The following is a 17,366-nucleotide window of genomic DNA, read 5'->3' as shown; positions in this document are numbered from 1 at the left end:
GCATGAAAAATGGTGCCCACCTTGCCGGGTGAACACCATTGCGGGATGAGCCTGCGGCCAACGTTGGCCGCATGACGCTTACTGCCAGTTGAGAATCACCTTGCCACTCTGACCGGACAGCATGGCGGCAAAGCCCTGCTCGAAGTCATCCACCTTGAAGTGGTGGGTGATGATGGGGGTGATGTCGAGGCCGGACTGGATCAGCGCCACCATCTTGTACCAGGTCTCGAACATCTCGCGGCCGTAGATGCCCTTGATTTCCAGGCCCTTGAAGATCACGTGGTTCCAGTCGATGGCGGTGTTGGCCGGCGGAATGCCCAGCAGCGCCACCTTGCCGCCGTGGTTCATCACTTCCAGCATCTGGCGGAAGGCTTGCGGGTTGCCGGACATTTCCAGGCCCACGTCGAAGCCTTCGGTCATGTGCAGCTCCTGCATCACCGTCTTCAGGTCCTGTCTGGCCACGTTCACTGCGCGGGTGGCGCCCATCTTCTGCGCCAGCTCCAGCCGGTAGTCGTTTACATCGGTAATGACCACGTGACGCGCGCCCACATGCTTGGCAATGGCCACCGCCATGATGCCGATCGGGCCGGCGCCGGTGATCAGCACGTCCTCGCCCACCAGGTTGAACGACAGCGCGGTGTGCACCGCATTGCCGAACGGGTCGAAGATGGATGCCAGGTCGTCGGAGATGTCATCCGGAATCGGGAAGGCGTTGAAGGCCGGAATCACCAGGTATTCGGCAAACGAGCCTTCGCGGTTCACACCCACGCCGGTGGTGTTGCGGCACAGGTGGCGGCGACCGGCGCGGCAGTTGCGGCAGTGGCCGCAGGTGATGTGGCCTTCGCCGGACACGCGCTGGCCGATCTTGAAGCCCTGCACTTCCGAGCCCATGCCGGCCACCACGCCCACGTACTCGTGGCCCACGTGCATCGGTACCGGAATGGTCTTCTGCGCCCACTCGTCCCAGTTCCAGATATGGATGTCGGTGCCGCAGATGGCGGTCTTGTTGATCTTGATCAGCAGATCGTTATGGCCGACTTCCGGCATCGGCACATCGGTCATGGAAAGGCCGGGAGCGGCCCGCAGTTTGGCAAGTGCCTTCATATTGGAATCCTCTTGATTGCCTACTCGGAGTCTGTGCACGATCTGCTGCGCTTCGTGCGATACGGCGTTAAAAACAACGTCAAAATGCGCATTTACTCGATGTAAATTCCGCTTTCTCCGTCGTTTTTGCCTTGTCTCGCGCGAGCTTGCTAGATCGTGAACATGCTCACGCTCTCAGATCACACCCAGCTCGCGGCCAACCTTGATGAAGGCCGCCACGGCGCGTTGTACCTGCTCCGGGGTGTGGCCGGCGGACATCTGGGTGCGGATGCGCGCCTTGCCCTTGGGCACCACCGGGTAGGAAAAGCCGATCACGTATACGCCTTCGGCCAGCAGCGCCGCCGCCATTTCCGCCGCCAGGCGGGCATCGCCCAGCATCACCGGGATGATGGGATGCTGCCCCGGCACCAGGGTGAAGCCGGCTTCGCTCATGCCCTGGCGGAAGATGTCGGCATTGCGCTTGAGGTTGGCACGCAGTGTAGCGCCTTCCGCACCCTTGAGGATATCGAACACCTGCAGGCTGGCTGCGGCAATGGCCGGCGCCAGGGTGTTGGAGAACAGGTAGGGGCGCGAACGCTGGCGCAGCAGGTCGACGATAGGCTGGCGGGCGGACACGTAGCCGCCGGAAGCGCCGCCCAGCGCCTTGCCCAGCGTGCCGGTGTAGATGTCCACGCGGTCGCCCACGCCGCACAGTTCCGGCGTGCCGGCGCCGGTTTCGCCGATGAAGCCCACCGCGTGCGAATCATCCACCATCACCAGCGCGCCGTAACGGTCGGCCAGGTCGCAGATGGCTTTCAGGTCGGCGATGATGCCGTCCATGGAGAACACGCCGTCGGTAACGATGAGCTTGAAGCGCGCACCGGCAGCCTCGGCCGCCTGCAGCTGGGCTTCCAGGTCGGCCATGTCGTTGTTCTGGTAACGGAAGCGCTTGGCCTTGCACAGCCGCACGCCGTCGATGATGGAGGCGTGGTTGAGCGCGTCGGAGATCACCGCGTCTTCTTCGCCCAGCAGGGTTTCGAACACGCCGCCGTTGGCATCGAAGCAGCTGGAGTACAGGATGGTGTCGTCACTGCCGAGGAAGGCGGAAATGGCGGCTTCCAGGTCCTTGTGTACCTGCTGGGTGCCGCAGATGAAGCGCACCGAGGCACAGCCGTAACCGTAGTCGTCCATGCCCTGCTTGGCGGCATCGATCAGGCGCTGGTCATCAGCCAGGCCGAGGTAGTTGTTGGCGCAGAAGTTCAGCACATGCTGGCCGCCGGCCAGGTTGATGTCGGCGCGCTGCGGCGAGGCGATCACCCGTTCCGGTTTCTCGTAGCCTTCGGCGCGGATCTGCGCCAGGGTGGCCTGCAGGTGGGCAAGGTAGGTGTGGTTCATCCTGTGTTCCTTGAAAAGAGCCCCCACCGGATTGCGGCGGGCATGGCTATATTGTCACCATTGTATTCCCCTGTTTTTTAATCGTTCAGATACAGTTTCCGATGATTTTGCGCCTGCCGGTGTTACCGTTGTCCTGCTGCCGGTACACGCTCTTTCTACGTCTCCCAAAGACACGGGACAGGCTCTTACAGCATAGCCGCTGCGGCATGCGACAATGCCGCGTTGCCCCCTGCCTGCCGATTGTGAAAACACCTCCCGCCACCGTGCATTGCCGCTTCTGTCGGCATTACTACATCACCCACGATGCCCGCTTTCCCTACGGCTGCCATGCCATGGATTTCAAAAGCAAGCGCCTGCCGATGATCGATGTGCGCGAAAGCAGCGGCCACGAATGCCAGCTGTTCGAGGCCAAGGCCCGCCATGCCGGGCGGACTGACTGAGCGGCGCACTCCCCATCCCCTGCCGTACACCAGCCTGGCCATTGCCGCAGGCTGGCCCGAAAACAAAAACCCCTGCCAATGGGCAGGGGTCGGGAAGTCTTGCAATAACGTTTCCGCTCCGGTCATTACTGTGCCGACGAAGCAGCTTGCTTCACGGTGTGCTTCTGCACTCGGTGAGCCCGCACAATCTGCTTGTGCGGATGCTTGTGTCGGAAACCGGTTGCGATCGGCGCCGAAGCGGTGGCGACCACAATGTTGACGGGCTTGATTTCGGCAGCCAGACCGACTGCCGAAACAAGCCCCAGCACCACAATAACCGTCGCGGCGAGCTGCGTTTTCATCGCGAGCCAGCCAGCACAAACTTATTTAGCGGCGGAGGCGGCCTTCTTCATGGCCTTGTGATGTTTCTTGGCAGCGTGCTTCTTGTGGTGCATTTTCTTGGCCGGGGCTTTCTGCTCGGCGGCCGGCTTGGAAGCGTCCATTTTCTTGTCGCCAGCGAAGCTGCTTACGGAAGCCAGGGCCAGTACGCTTGCCAGGGTCAGGGCGGTCAGTTTTTTCATGATTCAATCTCCAGTATTCGGTAAGGGGTGGCCGGCGCTAGCCGGCCTACAGCAATCGTTATTAAGCCGGATTCAGCTTATTTGGCAGCGGAAGCAGCCTTCTTCATGGCCTTGTGATGCTTCTTGGCGGCGTGCTTCTTGTGGTGCATTTTCTTGGCCGGGGCTTTCTGCTCGACGGCCGGCTTGGAAGCGTCCATTTTCTTGTCGCCAGCGAAGCTGCTTACGGAAGCCAGGGCCAGTACGCTTGCCAGGGTCAGGGCGGTCAGTTTTTTCATGATTCAATCTCCAGTATTCGGTAAAGGGTGGCCGGCACTGGCCGGCCTACAGCAATCGTTATTAAAACGGGTTCAGCTTAGTAGGCAGCGGAAGCAGCCTTCTTCATGGCCTTGTGATGCTTCTTGGCGGCGTGCTTCTTGTGGTGCATTTTCTTGGCCGGGGCTTTCTGTTCGGCGGCCGGCTTGGAAGCGTCCATTTTCTTGTCGCCAGCGAAGCTGCTTACGGAAACCAGGGCCAGTACGCTTGCCAGGGTCAGAGCGGTCAGTTTGTTCATGTCAGGTATCTCCAAAAATTCTGTTCAGTTGGCCGGCGGCGGCGCCGGCCCGGGATTCAACGCGTCAACTACTTACTTGGCGTGCTTCATGCCTTTGTGGTGATGGTGGCGGTGATGCTTGCCATGCTTCTTGTGCATGGCCTTCTTGTGATGCATTTTCTTGGCCGGGGCCTTCTGCGCCACAGCAGGCTTGGCATCCGCCGGCTTGGGAGCATCAGCGGCAAAACCCGCCATGGAAGTCAGGCCCAGTACGGCGGCTACGGTCAGTGCGGTCAGTTTGTTCATGATGCTCACTCCTGAATTGATTGAGACTTAAGTCCGGGGTCACCCATGCGACTTGCCCTTGACGTCATACTATGACTACCCCGTCACCGTGTATGTAAGCCAGCTGTTTCCGCGTGTTGGCGCATATCGCACCACCGTTACCCGGCGTTACATGACGGGGTCAATCCGGCCATTTGCCGCGGCCAACGTAACAACAGGTTGCAAACGGCAAGAAAAAGGCCGGTTCCCGCAGGAACCGGCCAGGCTGCAAACACAGCCCTTTGTACAAAATCCACCGGACCCGGCAAAGCCGGGCCGCTTCACGCAAGTCTCTGCAGTGGCAGCCTTCCTGTTTCTCAAGACAAAGCCCGTGCGCGATGCGCACGGGCTTTGTAAATACTACGGCCGGCTCCCGCAGGAGCCGGCCAGGCTGCAAACACAGCTCTTTGTACAAAATCCACCGGACCCGGCAAAGCCGGGCCGCTTCACGCAAGTCACTACATTGGCAGCCTTCCTGTTTCTCAAGACAAAGCCCGTACGCGGTGCGCACGGGCTTTGTAAATACTACGGCCGGCTCCCATAGGAGCCGGCCGTGTTAACAGCAGCTGGTTTTACGACTGGCGCAGCAGCCGTGCCGCATCCAGCGCAAAATAGGTGAGGATGCCGTCGGCGCCGGCACGCTTGAACGCCAGCAGGCTTTCCATCATGCATTTGTCCGCATCCAGCCAGCCATTCTGGAACGCCGCCTGCAGCATCGCGTATTCGCCGGACACCTGGTAGGCGTAGGTCGGCACCTTGAAGTGGTCCTTCACGCGGCGGATCACGTCCAGGTAGGGCATGCCCGGCTTGATCATCACCATGTCGGCGCCCTCTTCCAGGTCCATCGCCACTTCGTACAGCGCCTCATCGATATTGGCCGGGTCCATCTGGTAGGTGTACTTGTCGGCCTTGCCAAGGTTGGCCGCAGAGCCGACGGCATCGCGGAACGGGCCGTAGAAACTGGACGCGTACTTGGCGCTGTAGGCCAGGATCTTGGTATGGATGAAGCCTTCGTCTTCCAGCGCGCTGCGGATGGCGCCGATGCGGCCGTCCATCATGTCGGACGGGCCCAGCACGTCGGCGCCGGCGGCGGCGTGGCACAGGCCCTGCTGCACCAGCACCTCGGTGGTTTCATCGTTCAGCACGTAGCCGCTGTCGTCCAGGATGCCGTCCTGGCCGTGCACGGTGTACGGGTCCAGCGCCAGGTCGGTCATGATGCCCAGCTCCGGGAAGCGCTGTTTCAGCGCGCGCACCACGGTGGGCACCAGGCCGTCCGGGTTGTAGGCTTCCTCGCCGGAGTTGTCCTTGCCGGTTTCGATTACCGGGAAGATGGACAGCATCGGAATGCCCAGCTGCAGCGCTTCTTCCGCGGTGTACAGCAGCTTGTCCAGGCTCTGGCGCACCACGCCCGGCATCGAGGCCACCGGCTGTTCGCGGTTGTCGCCTTCCAGTACGAATACCGGGTAGATCAGGTCATTGCTGGTCAGTACGTTCTCGCGCATCAGGCGGCGGGAGAACTCATCGCGGCGCATGCGGCGCATGCGGGTGGCAGGGAAGTAGCGGTTGGTAAACATGGGCGATTCTTTCGGCGGGAAGTGAAAAAAGCGGCAACAAGATAACAAAGCCAGACCGCGGCGCACAGCCTTGGTTCACGCTTTCTTGTTGCGGCGCAAGGTTGGCCGCACGCAGACAAGTGCTAGGGCTTTTTCTGCGGCCAGTCGTCTTCCTCGTCCTCGTCCTGCTTGTCGGTGGCGTAGGTGCCGGGAATCACCCCCGGCGGCAGCTTGATCGGGCCCTGTTTTTTCGACAGCCGCGCCAGCGTGCCCACCACGGTGACGATGGGGCCGGCGATCATCAGCAGCCAGAACCAGGTGGAATGCAGCAAGTCCATGCAAGGGCTCCAGGTTGGCCGCACCGCCAGGCGGCGCGGGTGAACGATACAAACGATTGCGCCGCCCGGGTGGGCGGCGCGATACGCAGGGGCTACCTGCAGTTTAGCCGAAGAAGTCCTTCAGCTTGTCCATGAACGACTTGGTGCGCGGGCTGTGGGTGGCCACATCGCCCTGGCTGATGGCCTCGAACTCGCGCAGCAGTTCCTTCTGCCGCTCGGTCAGCGCCACCGGGGTTTCCACCACCACGTGGCACATCAGGTCGCCGTAGTCGCTGCCACGCACCGACTTCACGCCCTTGCCGCGCACGCGGTAGACGCGGCCGGACTGGGTTTCCGGCGAGATCTTCACCTTTACCATGCCGTCCAGCGTCGGGATTTCCACCTCGCCGCCCAGCGCCGCGGTGGCGAAGCTGATCGGCATTTCGCAATGCAGGTCGCGGCCGTCGCGCTCGAATACGCTGTGCTTCTTGACGTGGGTCACCACGAACAGGTCGCCCGGCGGGCCGCCGTTCTGGCCCGGTTCGCCCTCACCCGCCAGGCGGATGCGGTCGCCCTCGTCCACGCCGGCCGGAATCTTCACGTTCAGCGTCTTGTGGGTCTTCACCTGGCCGGCGCCGTGGCACTTGTGGCACGGGTCGGTGATTTCCTTGCCGCTGCCGTGGCAGGTCGGGCAGGTCTGCTGGATGGAGAAGAAGCCCTGGCTCATGCGCACCTGGCCGTGGCCGCCACAGGTGCGGCAGGTCTTGGGCTGGGTGCCCGGCTTGGCGCCGGTGCCGTGACACACGTCGCAGTTCTCGTGCGACGGGATGCGGATCTGCTTCTCGCAGCCGCGTGCGGCCTCTTCCAGCGTGATCTCCATGTTGTAGCGCAGGTCGGAGCCGCGATACACATTGGAACGACCACCGCCACCACCGCGGGCGCCGCCGCCGAAGATGTCGCTGAAGATGTCGCCGAAATCGAAGCCGCCAAAGCCGGCACCGCCGCCGCCCATGCCGGCCTGCGGGTCCACCCCGGCGTGCCCGTACTGGTCGTAGGCGGCACGCTTCTGGTTGTCGGACAGGATCTCGTAGGCTTCCTTCACCTCCTTGAACTTGTCCTCGGCCTCCTTGCTGTCCGGATTGCGGTCCGGGTGGTACTTCATCGCCAGCTTGCGATAAGCCTTCTTGATGTCGTCTTCCGAGGCGTCACGGTTGATGCCGAGTACCTCGTAGAAATCCTTTTTCGCCATGCTGTATCACCATTGCGCCAACCATGAAAGGTTGGCCGCATATCAAGGAAAAGGCACAGCGCCCCGAAGGGCCTGTGCCAGGCTGCGGACAAAGCGCTATGCCCAGCTTCTACCGGACCCGGCAAAGCCGGACCGCCCCTGATCAGCTGTTGCTTCGGCAGCCTTCCTGTTTTCACGACAAAGCCCCTCCGCTACGCTTCGGGGCTTTATCTGCAATTTTGCACAGCCCCTCGGGGCTGTGCATTGATGCCAGTAAGAAAGCTTACTTCTTCACTTCTTCGAATTCGGCATCGACCACGTTGCCGTCGTCCTTCTTGCCTTCGGCCGGCTGGGCTTCGGCTGCACCTTGCTCGCCCTTGTCGGCGTACATGTGCTCGGCCAGCTTGTGCGAGGCGGTCATCAGTGCCTCTACCTTGGCATCGATGGCTTCCTTGTCGTCGCTCTTGATCACTTCCTCGGCTTCTTTCAGCGCGGCTTCGATCGCGGTCTTCTCGTCGGCGGAGATCTTGTCGCCGAATTCGGTCAGCGATTTCTTCACGCTGTGGATCAGGCCTTCACCCTGGTTGCGGGCCTGTACCAGCTCGTGCAGCTTCTTGTCTTCCTCGGCGTTCAGCTCGGCGTCGCGCACCATCTTCTGGATTTCCTCTTCGGACAGACCGGAGGATGCCTGGATGGTGATGTTGGCCTGCTTGCCGCTGGCCTTGTCCTTGGCGGACACGTGCAGGATGCCGTTGGCGTCGATGTTGAATTCAACCTCGATCTGCGGCACGCCGCGCGGTGCAGCCGGGATGTCGCCCAGGTTGAACTGGCCCAGCGACTTGTTGGCCGCAGCCTTTTCACGCTCGCCCTGCAGCACGTGGATGGTTACCGCGGTCTGGTTGTCGTCGGCGGTGGAGAAGGTCTGCGAGGCCTTGGTCGGGATGGTGGTGTTCTTGGCGATCAGCTTGGTCATCACGCCGCCCAGGGTTTCGATACCCAGCGACAGCGGGGTAACGTCCAGCAGCAGTACGTCCTTGCGGTCGCCGGACAGTACCGAACCCTGGATCGCAGCGCCCACGGCCACGGCTTCGTCCGGGTTCACGTCCTTGCGCGGCTCCTTACCGAAGAAGGCCTTCACGGCTTCCTGTACTTTCGGCATACGGGTCTGACCGCCCACCAGGATCACGTCGGTGATGTCGCCCAGCGATACGCCGGCATCTTTCAGTGCCACGCGGCACGGCTCGATGGAGCGCTCGATCAGGTCATCCACCAGGCTTTCGAACTTGGCGCGGGTGATCTTCATCGCCAGGTGTTTCGGGCCGGTGGCATCCATGGTGATGTACGGCAGGTTCACTTCGGTCTGGGTAGCGGAGGACAGCTCGATCTTGGCCTTTTCCGCGGCTTCCTTCAGACGCTGCAGTGCCATTACGTCGTTCTTCAGATCAACGCCCTGGTCTTTCTTGAACTCGGTAACGATGTAGTCGATCACGCGCTGGTCGAAGTCTTCGCCGCCCAGGAAGGTGTCGCCGTTGGTGGACAGCACTTCGAACTGGTGCTCGCCGTCTACGTCGGCGATTTCGATGATGGACACGTCGAAGGTACCGCCGCCCAGATCGTATACGGCGATCTTGCGGTCACCTTCCTGCTTGGCCAGGCCAAAGGCCAGCGCAGCAGCGGTCGGTTCGTTGATGATGCGCTTCACTTCCAGACCGGCGATACGGCCGGCATCCTTGGTGGCCTGGCGCTGGCTGTCATTGAAGTAGGCCGGCACGGTGATGACCGCTTCGGTCACTTCCTCGCCCAGGTAGTCCTCGGCGGCTTTTTTCATCTTGCGCAGCACTTCGGCGGAAATCTGCGGCGGCGCCATTTCCTTGTCGCGTACCTGTACCCAGGCATCGCCATTGGAGGCTTTCTTGATCTGGAAAGGCATCAGGTCGATGTCTTTCTGTACTTCCTTGTCTTCGAAGCGGCGGCCGATCAGGCGCTTCACCGCGTACAGGGTGTTCTTCGGGTTGGTTACTGCCTGGCGCTTGGCCGGGGCGCCCACCAGGATTTCGCCGTCTTCCATGTAAGCAATGATGGACGGGGTGGTGCGTGCGCCTTCGGCGTTTTCGATTACTTTCGGCTGGCCGCCTTCCACTACTGCCACGCAGGAGTTGGTGGTGCCCAGGTCAATACCGATGATTTTGCCCATGTTGAATCTTCCTATGCTTTTAACTGGTATTTGGCGCTGCGAACGTTGGCCGCAGCCGCCGGTTGAATTGTCAGATATTGGCTATCGCCACAATTTCAAGAGGGACTTGAACCACTCTGGCCTTCAGGCTTTCGGCTTGGCCACCACAACCATGGCCGGGCGCAGGGTGCGGTCGGCCAGCAGGTAACCCTTCTGCATCACGCGCAGCACGGTACCGGCTTCGGCATCGGACTCTTCCTGGCTGATGGCCTGGTGTTTGTGCGGGTCCAGCTTATCGCCCAGCGGGTTGATTTCGCTGATCTGGCCCTTCTCGAAAGCGGACACCAGCTGCTTCAGGGTGAGGTCCACGCCGAACTTGAGGTTTTCGAACTGGCCGGACTGGTCCAAAAGCGCCATTTCCAGGCTGTCTTTTACGGCCAGCAGTTCGGAGGCGAACTTCTGCACCGCAAATTTCTGTGCGTTGACCACATCTTCGGCGGCGCGGCGACGCATGTTTTCGGTTTCGGCCTTGGCGCGCAGGCACTGATCTTTCCATTGCATCACTTCGGCTTCCAGCGCAGCAATATGCTGTTCCGGGGTCTGCTCCACCGCAGTGGCGGCCTCGGCGGCTGCGGCGTCATTCTGTGCAAGCACTTCTTCTGCTTGGGGATTCTGGTTTTCCTGCATGGCGCTTCCATTTGGGTGAAGTCATAAACACCTTCGCCATATAAGGCCATCGCCGGACATTTCAAGCCCTGCACTGCACAAACTAAATGCTCGTTTAATTACATTTTTTTTCGCATTGCACAAAAATCGTCATACGAATTTATTCGTTTTTGCGCACCCATGTTAGCTTTTGAAAACAAAGGATTTTTTTTGTGCTGCACTGCACACAAGCCGATTTTTATGTGATTAAATGACCTCACAACAGCGCTACTGCACGGCCCGCCCAGCCCCTTACCCAGGCGGTTTCCGGCAGTAAAACCTGGCGCAAAACGACAGGTATGGACGCATAGACAAGCCGGCAAGACCGGCATGCAACAGAAAGAATTGGGAGCGCCGGTTCGCCGGCAAAACGAAACTATTAGTGAAGGGTTCATCACCATGACGACTCGTGAACAACGCATCGCAGCCATCCAGAAAGACTGGGACGAAAATCCGCGCTGGAAAGGCATCAAGCGTGGCTATACCGCCGCCGACGTGGAGCGCCTGCGCGGCTCCGTACAGGTAGAGCACACCCTGGCCCGCAATGCAGCCAACAAGCTGTGGCATCTGGTGAACAACGAGCCCTACATCAACTGTCTGGGCGCCCTGACCGGCGGCCAGGCCATGCAGCAGGTAAAGGCCGGCATCAAGGCCATCTACCTGTCCGGCTGGCAGGTTGCCGCCGACAACAACGAATACTCCGCCATGTACCCGGACCAGTCGCTGTACCCGGTTGACTCGGTACCGAAAGTGGTTGAGCGCATCAACAACGCCTTCACCCGTGCCGACGAAATCCAGCACTCCAAGGGTATCGAGCAGGGCGATGCCGGCTACATCGACTACTACGCGCCGATCGTGGCCGACGCAGAAGCCGGTTTCGGCGGCGTACTGAACGCCTACGAACTGATGAAGGCAATGATCCGCGCCGGCGCCGGTGGCGTGCACTTCGAAGACCAGCTGGCTTCCGTGAAGAAGTGCGGCCACATGGGCGGCAAGGTACTGGTTCCGACCCAGGAAGCGGTACAGAAGCTGATCGCCGCGCGTATGGCTGCCGACGTATACGGCGTGCCGACCCTGGTGATCGCCCGTACCGACGCCGAAGCTGCCGACCTGCTGACCAGCGACTGCGACGAGCGTGACCGTCCGTTCCTGACCGGCGAGCGCACTGCCGAAGGCTTCTACAAGACCAAGAAAGGTCTGGAACAGGCCATCAGCCGCGCCGTAGCCTACGCCGAGTACGCCGACCTGGTATGGTGCGAAACCGGCACCCCGGACCTGGAGTTCGCCCGCAAGTTCGCCGAGGCGGTACACGCCAAGCACCCGGGCAAGCTGCTGGCCTACAACTGCTCGCCGTCCTTCAACTGGAAGAAAAACCTGGACGATGCCACCATCGCCAAGTTCCAGCGCGAGCTGGGCGCCATGGGCTACAAGTACCAGTTCATCACCCTGGCTGGCATCCACAACATGTGGTACAACATGTTCGATCTGGCACAAGACTACGTGGCTCGCGGCATGTCCGCCTACGTTGAGAAGGTGCAGGAGCCGGAATTCGCCGCTCGCGATCGTGGCTACACCTTCGTGTCGCACCAGCAGGAAGTGGGCACCGGCTACTTCGACGACATCACCACCGTGATCCAGGGCGGCAAGTCCTCGGTAACCGCGCTGACCGGTTCCACCGAAGAAGAGCAGTTCCACTAAGCCTTTCGACATCAAACGGCGACTCGACCCCGCCGTCTGCGTCAAAAGCAAAACCCCCGTCACCAGACGGGGGTTTTGTCTTTCCGGCATGCGGCCAACGTTGGCCGCATGCATCACGCCTTGTGCAGTAGGCCATCGACAAGGTGTCGCTGGTGGGCACGCTACGCTTTGCCCACCCTACGGGTTGGCAGAACCAAACCGACTCGCCCCAAACCCGTTGGCGCGAGCCGGGCAAAATGGTGCGCCCCAGGTTTTAAGACGCCGATCTGTTTGAGTCCCGAGCCGTTAGCGAGGGACGAGTTCGGCGGCGCCTGGGGCGTGCCTTTTTGCACGGGGTTTCGAGTGGCCGTCGGGTCGCCTTTTCTTCGGATACCTTCTTTTGGCGACGCAAAAGAAGGTATCCCGTACGCCGGGCGGAACCGGCGACTTCAAACAGCATCCGCGTAGCGGATACAAAATCAGCAGCAACATCGCGACATACAGACCCACCAAAGAAAATGCCGCCCACCTTCATAAGGTGAACGGCATTACGCCTCGCAAGCGGAAGATGCCTTTTGCGGCCAACCTTCAATGCAAAGGTTGGCCGCATCACACATCAGGCCTTGTGCAGATGCGAACGCTGGCGCGAGTAGCCGAAGTACACCACCAGGCCGATCACCAGCCACACCACGAAGCACAGCCAGGTCAGGCTGGACAGCTGCGCCATCAGGAACACGCAGAACACCATGGCCAGCGCCGGCACATAGGGCACGCCCGGGCAGTGGAATTTGCGCGGCAGATCCGGCTCGCGCTTGCGCAGCACGATGATGGCGGCGGCAATCAGGGTGAAGGCGGCCAGGGTGCCTATGTTCACCAGTTCGGCCAGGGTGCCCAGCGGCACGAAACCGGCGATCAGTGCGATGATGGTGCCGATCAGCCAGGTGGCCTTGTACGGGGTGCCGTACTTGGGATGCACGTCGGAGAACACCTTGGGCAGCAGGCCGTCGCGCGACATGGCGAACAGGATGCGGGTCTGGCCGTAGGTCATCACCAGGATCACGGTGAGCATGCCGAGAATGGCGCCCAGATCGACGAAACCGGCGAACCAGTCCAGCTTGGCCACCTGCAGCGCCAGCGATACCGGGTGGTCGATACCCTTGAACTGCATGAAGGGCACGATGCCGGTCATGATGGCGGACACGATCACATACAGCACCGAGCAGATTGCCAGCGACCAGATCACCCCTTTCGGAATGTCCTTCTCCGGGTTCTTCACCTCTTCCGCCGCGCAGGTCACTGCATCAAAACCGAGGAAGCTGAAGAACACGATGGCGGCGCCCTGGAACACCCCGCTCATGCCGTAGGGCAGCGCCGGGTTCCAGTTGGCCGGCTTCACGTGCCACACCGCAATGGCGATGAACAGCAGCACCACCGCCACCTTGATCAGCACCACGAAGTTGTTCACCCGCTTCGATTCCTTGATGCCGAAGGCCAGCAGCGTGGTGACCAGCATGGCGATCACGAAGGCCGGCAGGTTGAAGAAGGTTTCCACCCCCGGGCGCGCGCCGGCAGCGGCGGTCAGCGCATCCGGCAGATGGATGCCGAAGCCGGACAGCAGGCTCTGGAAGTAGCCGGACCAGCCCACCGACACCGCGGACGAAGCCAGCAGGTATTCCAGCATCAGGTCCCAGCCGATGATCCAGGCGATGATCTCGCCCAGCGTGGCGTAGGCATAGGTATAGGTGGAGCCGGACACCGGCAGCATGGAGGCAAACTCGGCGTAGCACAGCGCCGCGAAGCCGCAGGCGATGGCGCCGATGATGAAGGACAGCACCAGGCCGGGGCCCGCCACGGTGGCGCCGGTGCCGGTGAGCACGAAGATGCCGGTGCCGATGATGGCGCCGATGCCCAGCATGGTCAGGTCAAAGGCAGATAGTTCCTTGCGCAGCACGGCTGCGCCCTGGGAGGCAGCCAGCATCTGGCGCACATCCTTCTTGCGTAACAAACTCATTGGTCTTGTCCCTATGTACCGGCAGCGGGCGTCTCTTGTGGAGCTGCCTGCCGGCATTGTTGTGATGTATGGCGACGCGCTGGTCAGACGCATCGCGCAGGGGCGCGACTATGCCGCATCGCAACAAGGGGTTCAAGCCGCCAACTGTAACCAGGATTTTGTATCCATCCTGCAATAACCAGGTTTGCGGGGTGGAAATGCCCTCGCATGACAACAGTGACGATACATCGCGCCGCGATATGCCAATTTGCGGCAGATCACTGCAAATATGCCGCCAGCCGCCCACACTGCAGTTTTTCTGCCACGCCAGTCGGCCGCCGCAGCTGGCCGCCGGCAACAGTAGCCACAAAAAAGTAAAAGATGTTGTGGGTTTTGGCCTGTTTTTCTGCCACCGCCATGCAGCTAAACTGACGATCTACAGCCTAGAGTGCGCCCGAGCGCACCTTGCCCGGCCCCGCCCGGACGAATAACCAAGGAGAGACAATGGCACTGCAACTGCCGCCGGGAGTGGAACTACTCGCGCCACTCAAACCCGCGCACCAGGCACTGCTGGGCAGCGAAGCGCTGGCTTTCATCGCCATGCTGCACCGCCAGTTCGAGCCACGCCGCCGCGAACTGCTGGCGCTACGCCAGCAACGCCAGGCAGAGCTGGACGCCGGCAAGCTGCCGGACTTCCTGCCGGAAACCGCCGCCATCCGGCACGGCGACTGGCAGATCGCCCCGCTGCCGGCCGAGTTGCAGGACCGCCGCGTGGAAATCACCGGCCCGGCCGAGCGCAAGATGATGATCAATGCGCTGAACTCCGGCGCCAGCTGCTTCATGGCCGATTTCGAGGATGCCATGAGCCCTTGCTGGCACAACATCGTCCACGGCCACCAGAACATGTGCGACGCCTGGCGCGGCAGCATCAGCCACCACGGCGCGGATGGCCGCCACTACCAGCTGAATGCCGAGACCGCCACGCTGATGCTGCGCCCGCGCGGCTGGCATCTGCCGGAAAAGCACCTGCGCATCGACGGCCAGCCGGTGTCCGCCGCGCTGTTCGACTTCGGCCTCAGCTGGTTCCACAACGCCGTGCTGCTGCACGGCCAGGGCCGCGGCCTCTACTACTACCTGCCCAAGCTGGAAAACCACCTGGAAGCGCGGCTGTGGAATGACATCTTCCTGGCGGCGCAGCAGGCGCTGGCGCTGCCGGTGGGCAGCATCCGCGCCACGGTGCTGATCGAGCACCTGTTGGCCGCATTCGAGATGGACGAGATCCTGTACGAGCTGCGCGAGCACAGCGCCGGGCTCAACGCCGGGCGCTGGGACTACATCTTCAGCTGCATCAAGAGCTTCCGCCAGGTGCGCCATTTCTGCCTGGCCGACCGCGAGCAGATCGGCATGACAGTGCCGTTCATGCGCTCCTACGCGCTGCTGCTGCTCAAGACCTGCCACCGCCGCGGTGCGCCGGCCATTGGCGGCATGTCGGCGCTGACACCGATCAAGCATGATGTTGCGGCCAACGAGCGCGCATTGGCGGCGATCCGCGCCGACAAGGAACGCGAGGCGCGCGATGGCTACGACGGCAGCTGGGTGGCACACCCGGCGCTGGTGCCGCTGGCGTGCGAGGCGTTCCGCAGCGTGATGGGCGATGCGCCCAACCAGCTGCAACGCCAGCGCGAACACGTGGTGGTGACCGCCGCCGACCTGCTGAACTTCCAGCCGGAAACGCCGATTACCGAGGCCGGGCTGCGCAACAATATCAGCGTCGGCCTGCAGTACCTGGGCGCCTGGCTCAGCGGCAACGGCTGCGTGCCCATCCACAACCAGATGGAGGACGCCGCCACCGCCGAGATCGCCCGCGCCCAGCTGTGGCAGTGGCTGCACAGCCCCAAGGGCGTGCTGGCCGATGGCCGCAAGGTCAGCCCGTCGCTGCTGCGCGACCTGGCCACCGACGAACTCAACCGGCTGCAGGCCGAGTACGGCAGCCGCTGGAGCCGGCATTTCGAAGACGCCGCGCAGCTGTTCGACCTGCTGATCACCAGCGAGGATTTCATCGAGTTCTTCACCCTGCCGGGTTACGAATACCTGGACTGATTCGCCGCACCGCAACATGGCATGGTGCGCGCTGTACCGCTGCCACTACACAATTCGCCAGCATCCACCCGCCCGCGCCGCCTGCGCTGGCGGGTTTTTCTTTTCGGGCACCGACATGGGGCAGATCACACCAAATGGATACAATATGTGAAATATTATTGCTTCGCACAATCTGAAACGCCGCAGGCTTTGGAATATGATTGCGCCACATCGCATCGCAACATTCCAAAGGAATACCCATGCACGCCGTATCCCGTCGCGCCCTGCTGGCCATTACCCTTGCCGCCAGCCTGTCCCCGTTTGCCCTGGCCGCCGAACAGAAATCGGTAGCCGTTACCGCCATTGTCGACCACCCGGCGCTGGATGCCGCACGCAAGGGCATCGAGGATGAGCTGAAAGCCGCCGGCTTCGAGCCGGGCAAGCAACTCAAGTACCAGTTCCAGAGCGCACAGGGCAACCCGGCCACCGCGGCGCAGATCGCCCGCAAATTCGTTGGCGATGCACCGGACGTGATCGTGGCCATCGCCACCCCCAGCGCGCAGGCCGCAGTAGCTGCCACCCACTCGATTCCGGTGGTGTTCACCGCGGTAACCGACCCGGTGGCCGCCAAGCTGGTACCGGGCTGGAGCGCGAGCAAAACCAACGTGACCGGCGTATCCGACAAGCTGGCACTGGCACCGCAGATCGAGCTGATCAACAAGGTGAAGCCGGGCACCAAGCGCGTGGGCATGGTGTACAGCCCGGGTGAAGTGAACTCGGTCGTGGTAGCCCGCGAGCTGAAGGCCGAACTGGCCAAGCGCGGCATGAGCCTAGTGGAAGCGCCGGCTCCGCGCACCGTGGATGTCTCCCCGGCCGCCAAGAGCCTGATCGGCAAGGTGGACGCCATCTACACCAGCACCGACAACAATGTGGTTTCCACCTATGAGTCGCTGGTAGCCGTGGCACAGCAGGCCAAGCTGCCGCTGGTAGCCGCCGACACCGACTCGGTGAAGCGTGGCGCCATTGCCGCCCTGGGCCAGAACTACTACGACATCGGCCGCCAGACCGGCAAGCTGGTGGTGCGCATCCTCAAGGGCGAGAAGCCGGGCAACATCGCCCCGCAACTGGGCGAGAAGCTGTCGCTGTCGCTGAACCCGGCCGCCGCGCAGAAACAGGGCGTGACCCTGAGCCCGGCGCTGCTGAAAGAAGCGCAGGAAGCCGTCAAGTAAGCCAGACGTTGGCCGCAAGCCTTGCGGCCAACTGTTTGCCACCGCGCAGCCACGAGCTGCGCGTAGTCATTTTATCGCGAGCAA

The 17,366-nt window shown here is 61.9% G+C and carries 18 protein-coding genes; 5 read left to right on the top strand and 13 right to left on the bottom strand.

Annotated features, from left to right (window positions below; all coding sequences use genetic code 11):
• Positions 1–78: 78 nt before the first annotated feature.
• Together tdh and PSELUDRAFT_RS09680 are read right to left on the bottom strand one after the other, a co-directional pair.
• On the bottom strand, positions 79–1,104 hold the full coding sequence (gene tdh / locus PSELUDRAFT_RS09685; protein WP_088966646.1) for an L-threonine 3-dehydrogenase: 1,026 nt from the start codon (positions 1,102–1,104) through the stop codon (positions 79–81).
• A gap of 174 nt (positions 1,105–1,278) precedes the next feature.
• Positions 1,279–2,478 (bottom strand): glycine C-acetyltransferase, encoded by a 1,200-nt coding sequence (locus tag PSELUDRAFT_RS09680; RefSeq protein WP_088966645.1) that lies wholly within the window; start codon positions 2,476–2,478, stop codon positions 1,279–1,281.
• A gap of 242 nt (positions 2,479–2,720) precedes the next feature.
• Here PSELUDRAFT_RS09680 and PSELUDRAFT_RS09675 point away from each other — a divergent pair, with 242 nt between their 5' ends.
• On the top strand, positions 2,721–2,918 hold the full coding sequence (locus tag PSELUDRAFT_RS09675; RefSeq protein WP_088966644.1) for a hypothetical protein: 198 nt from the start codon (positions 2,721–2,723) through the stop codon (positions 2,916–2,918).
• Positions 2,919–3,043: 125 nt separating this feature from the next.
• On the opposite strand, the gene PSELUDRAFT_RS09670 is transcribed toward PSELUDRAFT_RS09675, so the two are convergent.
• From PSELUDRAFT_RS09670 to grpE, 10 genes are all read right to left on the bottom strand, one after another.
• Positions 3,044–3,259: a hypothetical protein gene (locus PSELUDRAFT_RS09670; RefSeq protein ID WP_088966643.1), complete on the bottom strand. Its 216-nt coding sequence runs from the start codon at positions 3,257–3,259 to the stop codon at positions 3,044–3,046.
• A gap of 21 nt (positions 3,260–3,280) precedes the next feature.
• Complete coding sequence (locus tag PSELUDRAFT_RS09665) at positions 3,281–3,478, bottom strand: acid-shock protein (RefSeq protein ID WP_088966642.1); 198 nt, start codon at positions 3,476–3,478, stop codon at positions 3,281–3,283.
• Positions 3,479–3,555: 77 nt separating this feature from the next.
• Positions 3,556–3,753, bottom strand: a complete 198-nt coding sequence (locus tag PSELUDRAFT_RS09660; protein ID WP_088966641.1) for an acid-shock protein — start codon at positions 3,751–3,753, stop codon at positions 3,556–3,558.
• Between the two features lie 77 nt (positions 3,754–3,830).
• Positions 3,831–4,028 carry a hypothetical protein gene (locus PSELUDRAFT_RS19610; protein WP_164497427.1) on the bottom strand — a complete coding sequence of 66 codons (198 nt, stop codon included), beginning with the start codon at positions 4,026–4,028 and terminating at the stop codon, positions 3,831–3,833.
• 72 nt (positions 4,029–4,100) lie between these two features.
• Positions 4,101–4,313 carry an acid-shock protein gene (locus PSELUDRAFT_RS19605; RefSeq protein ID WP_164497426.1) on the bottom strand — a complete coding sequence of 71 codons (213 nt, stop codon included), beginning with the start codon at positions 4,311–4,313 and terminating at the stop codon, positions 4,101–4,103.
• A 590-nt stretch (positions 4,314–4,903) separates the two neighbouring features.
• Complete coding sequence (gene hemB, locus PSELUDRAFT_RS09650) at positions 4,904–5,905, bottom strand: porphobilinogen synthase (RefSeq protein WP_088966640.1); 1,002 nt, start codon at positions 5,903–5,905, stop codon at positions 4,904–4,906.
• Positions 5,906–6,027: 122 nt separating this feature from the next.
• Positions 6,028–6,222, bottom strand: coding sequence for a hypothetical protein (locus tag PSELUDRAFT_RS09645; protein ID WP_088966639.1), 195 nt, complete (start codon positions 6,220–6,222; stop codon positions 6,028–6,030).
• A gap of 103 nt (positions 6,223–6,325) precedes the next feature.
• Positions 6,326–7,450, bottom strand: a complete 1,125-nt coding sequence (dnaJ, locus tag PSELUDRAFT_RS09640) for a molecular chaperone DnaJ (protein WP_088966638.1) — start codon at positions 7,448–7,450, stop codon at positions 6,326–6,328.
• A 262-nt stretch (positions 7,451–7,712) separates the two neighbouring features.
• Complete coding sequence (gene dnaK / locus PSELUDRAFT_RS09635; protein WP_088966637.1) at positions 7,713–9,623, bottom strand: molecular chaperone DnaK; 1,911 nt, start codon at positions 9,621–9,623, stop codon at positions 7,713–7,715.
• A gap of 123 nt (positions 9,624–9,746) precedes the next feature.
• Entirely contained in the window at positions 9,747–10,289 is a 543-nt protein-coding gene (grpE, locus tag PSELUDRAFT_RS09630) for a nucleotide exchange factor GrpE (protein WP_088966636.1), read from the bottom strand.
• 417 nt (positions 10,290–10,706) lie between these two features.
• On the opposite strand from grpE, the gene aceA reads away from it, so the two are divergent.
• On the top strand, positions 10,707–12,005 hold the full coding sequence (gene aceA / locus PSELUDRAFT_RS09625; protein ID WP_088966635.1) for an isocitrate lyase: 1,299 nt from the start codon (positions 10,707–10,709) through the stop codon (positions 12,003–12,005).
• Between the two features lie 595 nt (positions 12,006–12,600).
• On the opposite strand, the gene PSELUDRAFT_RS09620 is transcribed toward aceA, so the two are convergent.
• Positions 12,601–13,995, bottom strand: coding sequence for an amino acid permease (locus PSELUDRAFT_RS09620; RefSeq protein ID WP_088966634.1), 1,395 nt, complete (start codon positions 13,993–13,995; stop codon positions 12,601–12,603).
• On the opposite strand from PSELUDRAFT_RS09620, the gene PSELUDRAFT_RS19345 reads away from it, so the two are divergent.
• The 3 genes from PSELUDRAFT_RS19345 (at position 13,979) to PSELUDRAFT_RS09610 (ending at position 17,282) form a co-directional block, all read left to right on the top strand.
• On the top strand, positions 13,979–14,173 hold the full coding sequence (locus PSELUDRAFT_RS19345) for a hypothetical protein (protein ID WP_157725072.1): 195 nt from the start codon (positions 13,979–13,981) through the stop codon (positions 14,171–14,173). The two genes, PSELUDRAFT_RS09620 and PSELUDRAFT_RS19345, sit on opposite strands and share 17 nt — an antisense overlap.
• A gap of 305 nt (positions 14,174–14,478) precedes the next feature.
• A complete protein-coding gene (aceB, locus tag PSELUDRAFT_RS09615) occupies positions 14,479–16,074 on the top strand; it encodes a malate synthase A (protein ID WP_088966633.1) in 1,596 nt (531 codons plus the stop codon).
• Between the two features lie 239 nt (positions 16,075–16,313).
• Positions 16,314–17,282 carry an ABC transporter substrate-binding protein gene (locus tag PSELUDRAFT_RS09610; RefSeq protein ID WP_088966632.1) on the top strand — a complete coding sequence of 323 codons (969 nt, stop codon included), beginning with the start codon at positions 16,314–16,316 and terminating at the stop codon, positions 17,280–17,282.
• The last annotated feature ends 84 nt before the right edge of the window (positions 17,283–17,366 follow it).

It is taken from the genome of Vogesella sp. LIG4, from assembly GCF_900090205.1.
In the GTDB taxonomy this organism is placed as follows: domain Bacteria; phylum Pseudomonadota; class Gammaproteobacteria; order Burkholderiales; family Chromobacteriaceae; genus Vogesella.
The sequence above is the reverse complement of the archived record's forward strand: the minus strand, read 5'-3'. Positions and strand labels throughout refer to the sequence as shown.

Excerpts from the sequence above, each read along its gene's own strand:
- aceB (WP_088966633.1), top strand. The coding sequence starts at position 14,479 with ATGGCACTGCAACTGCCGCCGGGAGTGGAACTACTCGCGCCACTCAAA.
- PSELUDRAFT_RS09670 (WP_088966643.1), bottom strand. The coding sequence starts at position 3,259 with ATGAAAACGCAGCTCGCCGCGACGGTTATTGTGGTGCTGGGGCTTGTT.
- hemB (WP_088966640.1), bottom strand. The coding sequence starts at position 5,905 with ATGTTTACCAACCGCTACTTCCCTGCCACCCGCATGCGCCGCATGCGC.
- PSELUDRAFT_RS19610 (WP_164497427.1), bottom strand. The coding sequence starts at position 4,028 with ATGAACAAACTGACCGCTCTGACCCTGGCAAGCGTACTGGCCCTGGTT.
- PSELUDRAFT_RS09620 (WP_088966634.1), bottom strand. The coding sequence starts at position 13,995 with ATGAGTTTGTTACGCAAGAAGGATGTGCGCCAGATGCTGGCTGCCTCC.
- PSELUDRAFT_RS09665 (WP_088966642.1), bottom strand. The coding sequence starts at position 3,478 with ATGAAAAAACTGACCGCCCTGACCCTGGCAAGCGTACTGGCCCTGGCT.
- PSELUDRAFT_RS09610 (WP_088966632.1), top strand. The coding sequence starts at position 16,314 with ATGCACGCCGTATCCCGTCGCGCCCTGCTGGCCATTACCCTTGCCGCC.
- dnaK (WP_088966637.1), bottom strand. The coding sequence starts at position 9,623 with ATGGGCAAAATCATCGGTATTGACCTGGGCACCACCAACTCCTGCGTG.
- PSELUDRAFT_RS19605 (WP_164497426.1), bottom strand. The coding sequence starts at position 4,313 with ATGAACAAACTGACCGCACTGACCGTAGCCGCCGTACTGGGCCTGACT.
- aceA (WP_088966635.1), top strand. The coding sequence starts at position 10,707 with ATGACGACTCGTGAACAACGCATCGCAGCCATCCAGAAAGACTGGGAC.
- tdh (WP_088966646.1), bottom strand. The coding sequence starts at position 1,104 with ATGAAGGCACTTGCCAAACTGCGGGCCGCTCCCGGCCTTTCCATGACC.
- dnaJ (WP_088966638.1), bottom strand. The coding sequence starts at position 7,450 with ATGGCGAAAAAGGATTTCTACGAGGTACTCGGCATCAACCGTGACGCC.
- PSELUDRAFT_RS09645 (WP_088966639.1), bottom strand. The coding sequence starts at position 6,222 with ATGGACTTGCTGCATTCCACCTGGTTCTGGCTGCTGATGATCGCCGGC.
- grpE (WP_088966636.1), bottom strand. The coding sequence starts at position 10,289 with ATGCAGGAAAACCAGAATCCCCAAGCAGAAGAAGTGCTTGCACAGAAT.
- PSELUDRAFT_RS09680 (WP_088966645.1), bottom strand. The coding sequence starts at position 2,478 with ATGAACCACACCTACCTTGCCCACCTGCAGGCCACCCTGGCGCAGATC.
- PSELUDRAFT_RS09660 (WP_088966641.1), bottom strand. The coding sequence starts at position 3,753 with ATGAAAAAACTGACCGCCCTGACCCTGGCAAGCGTACTGGCCCTGGCT.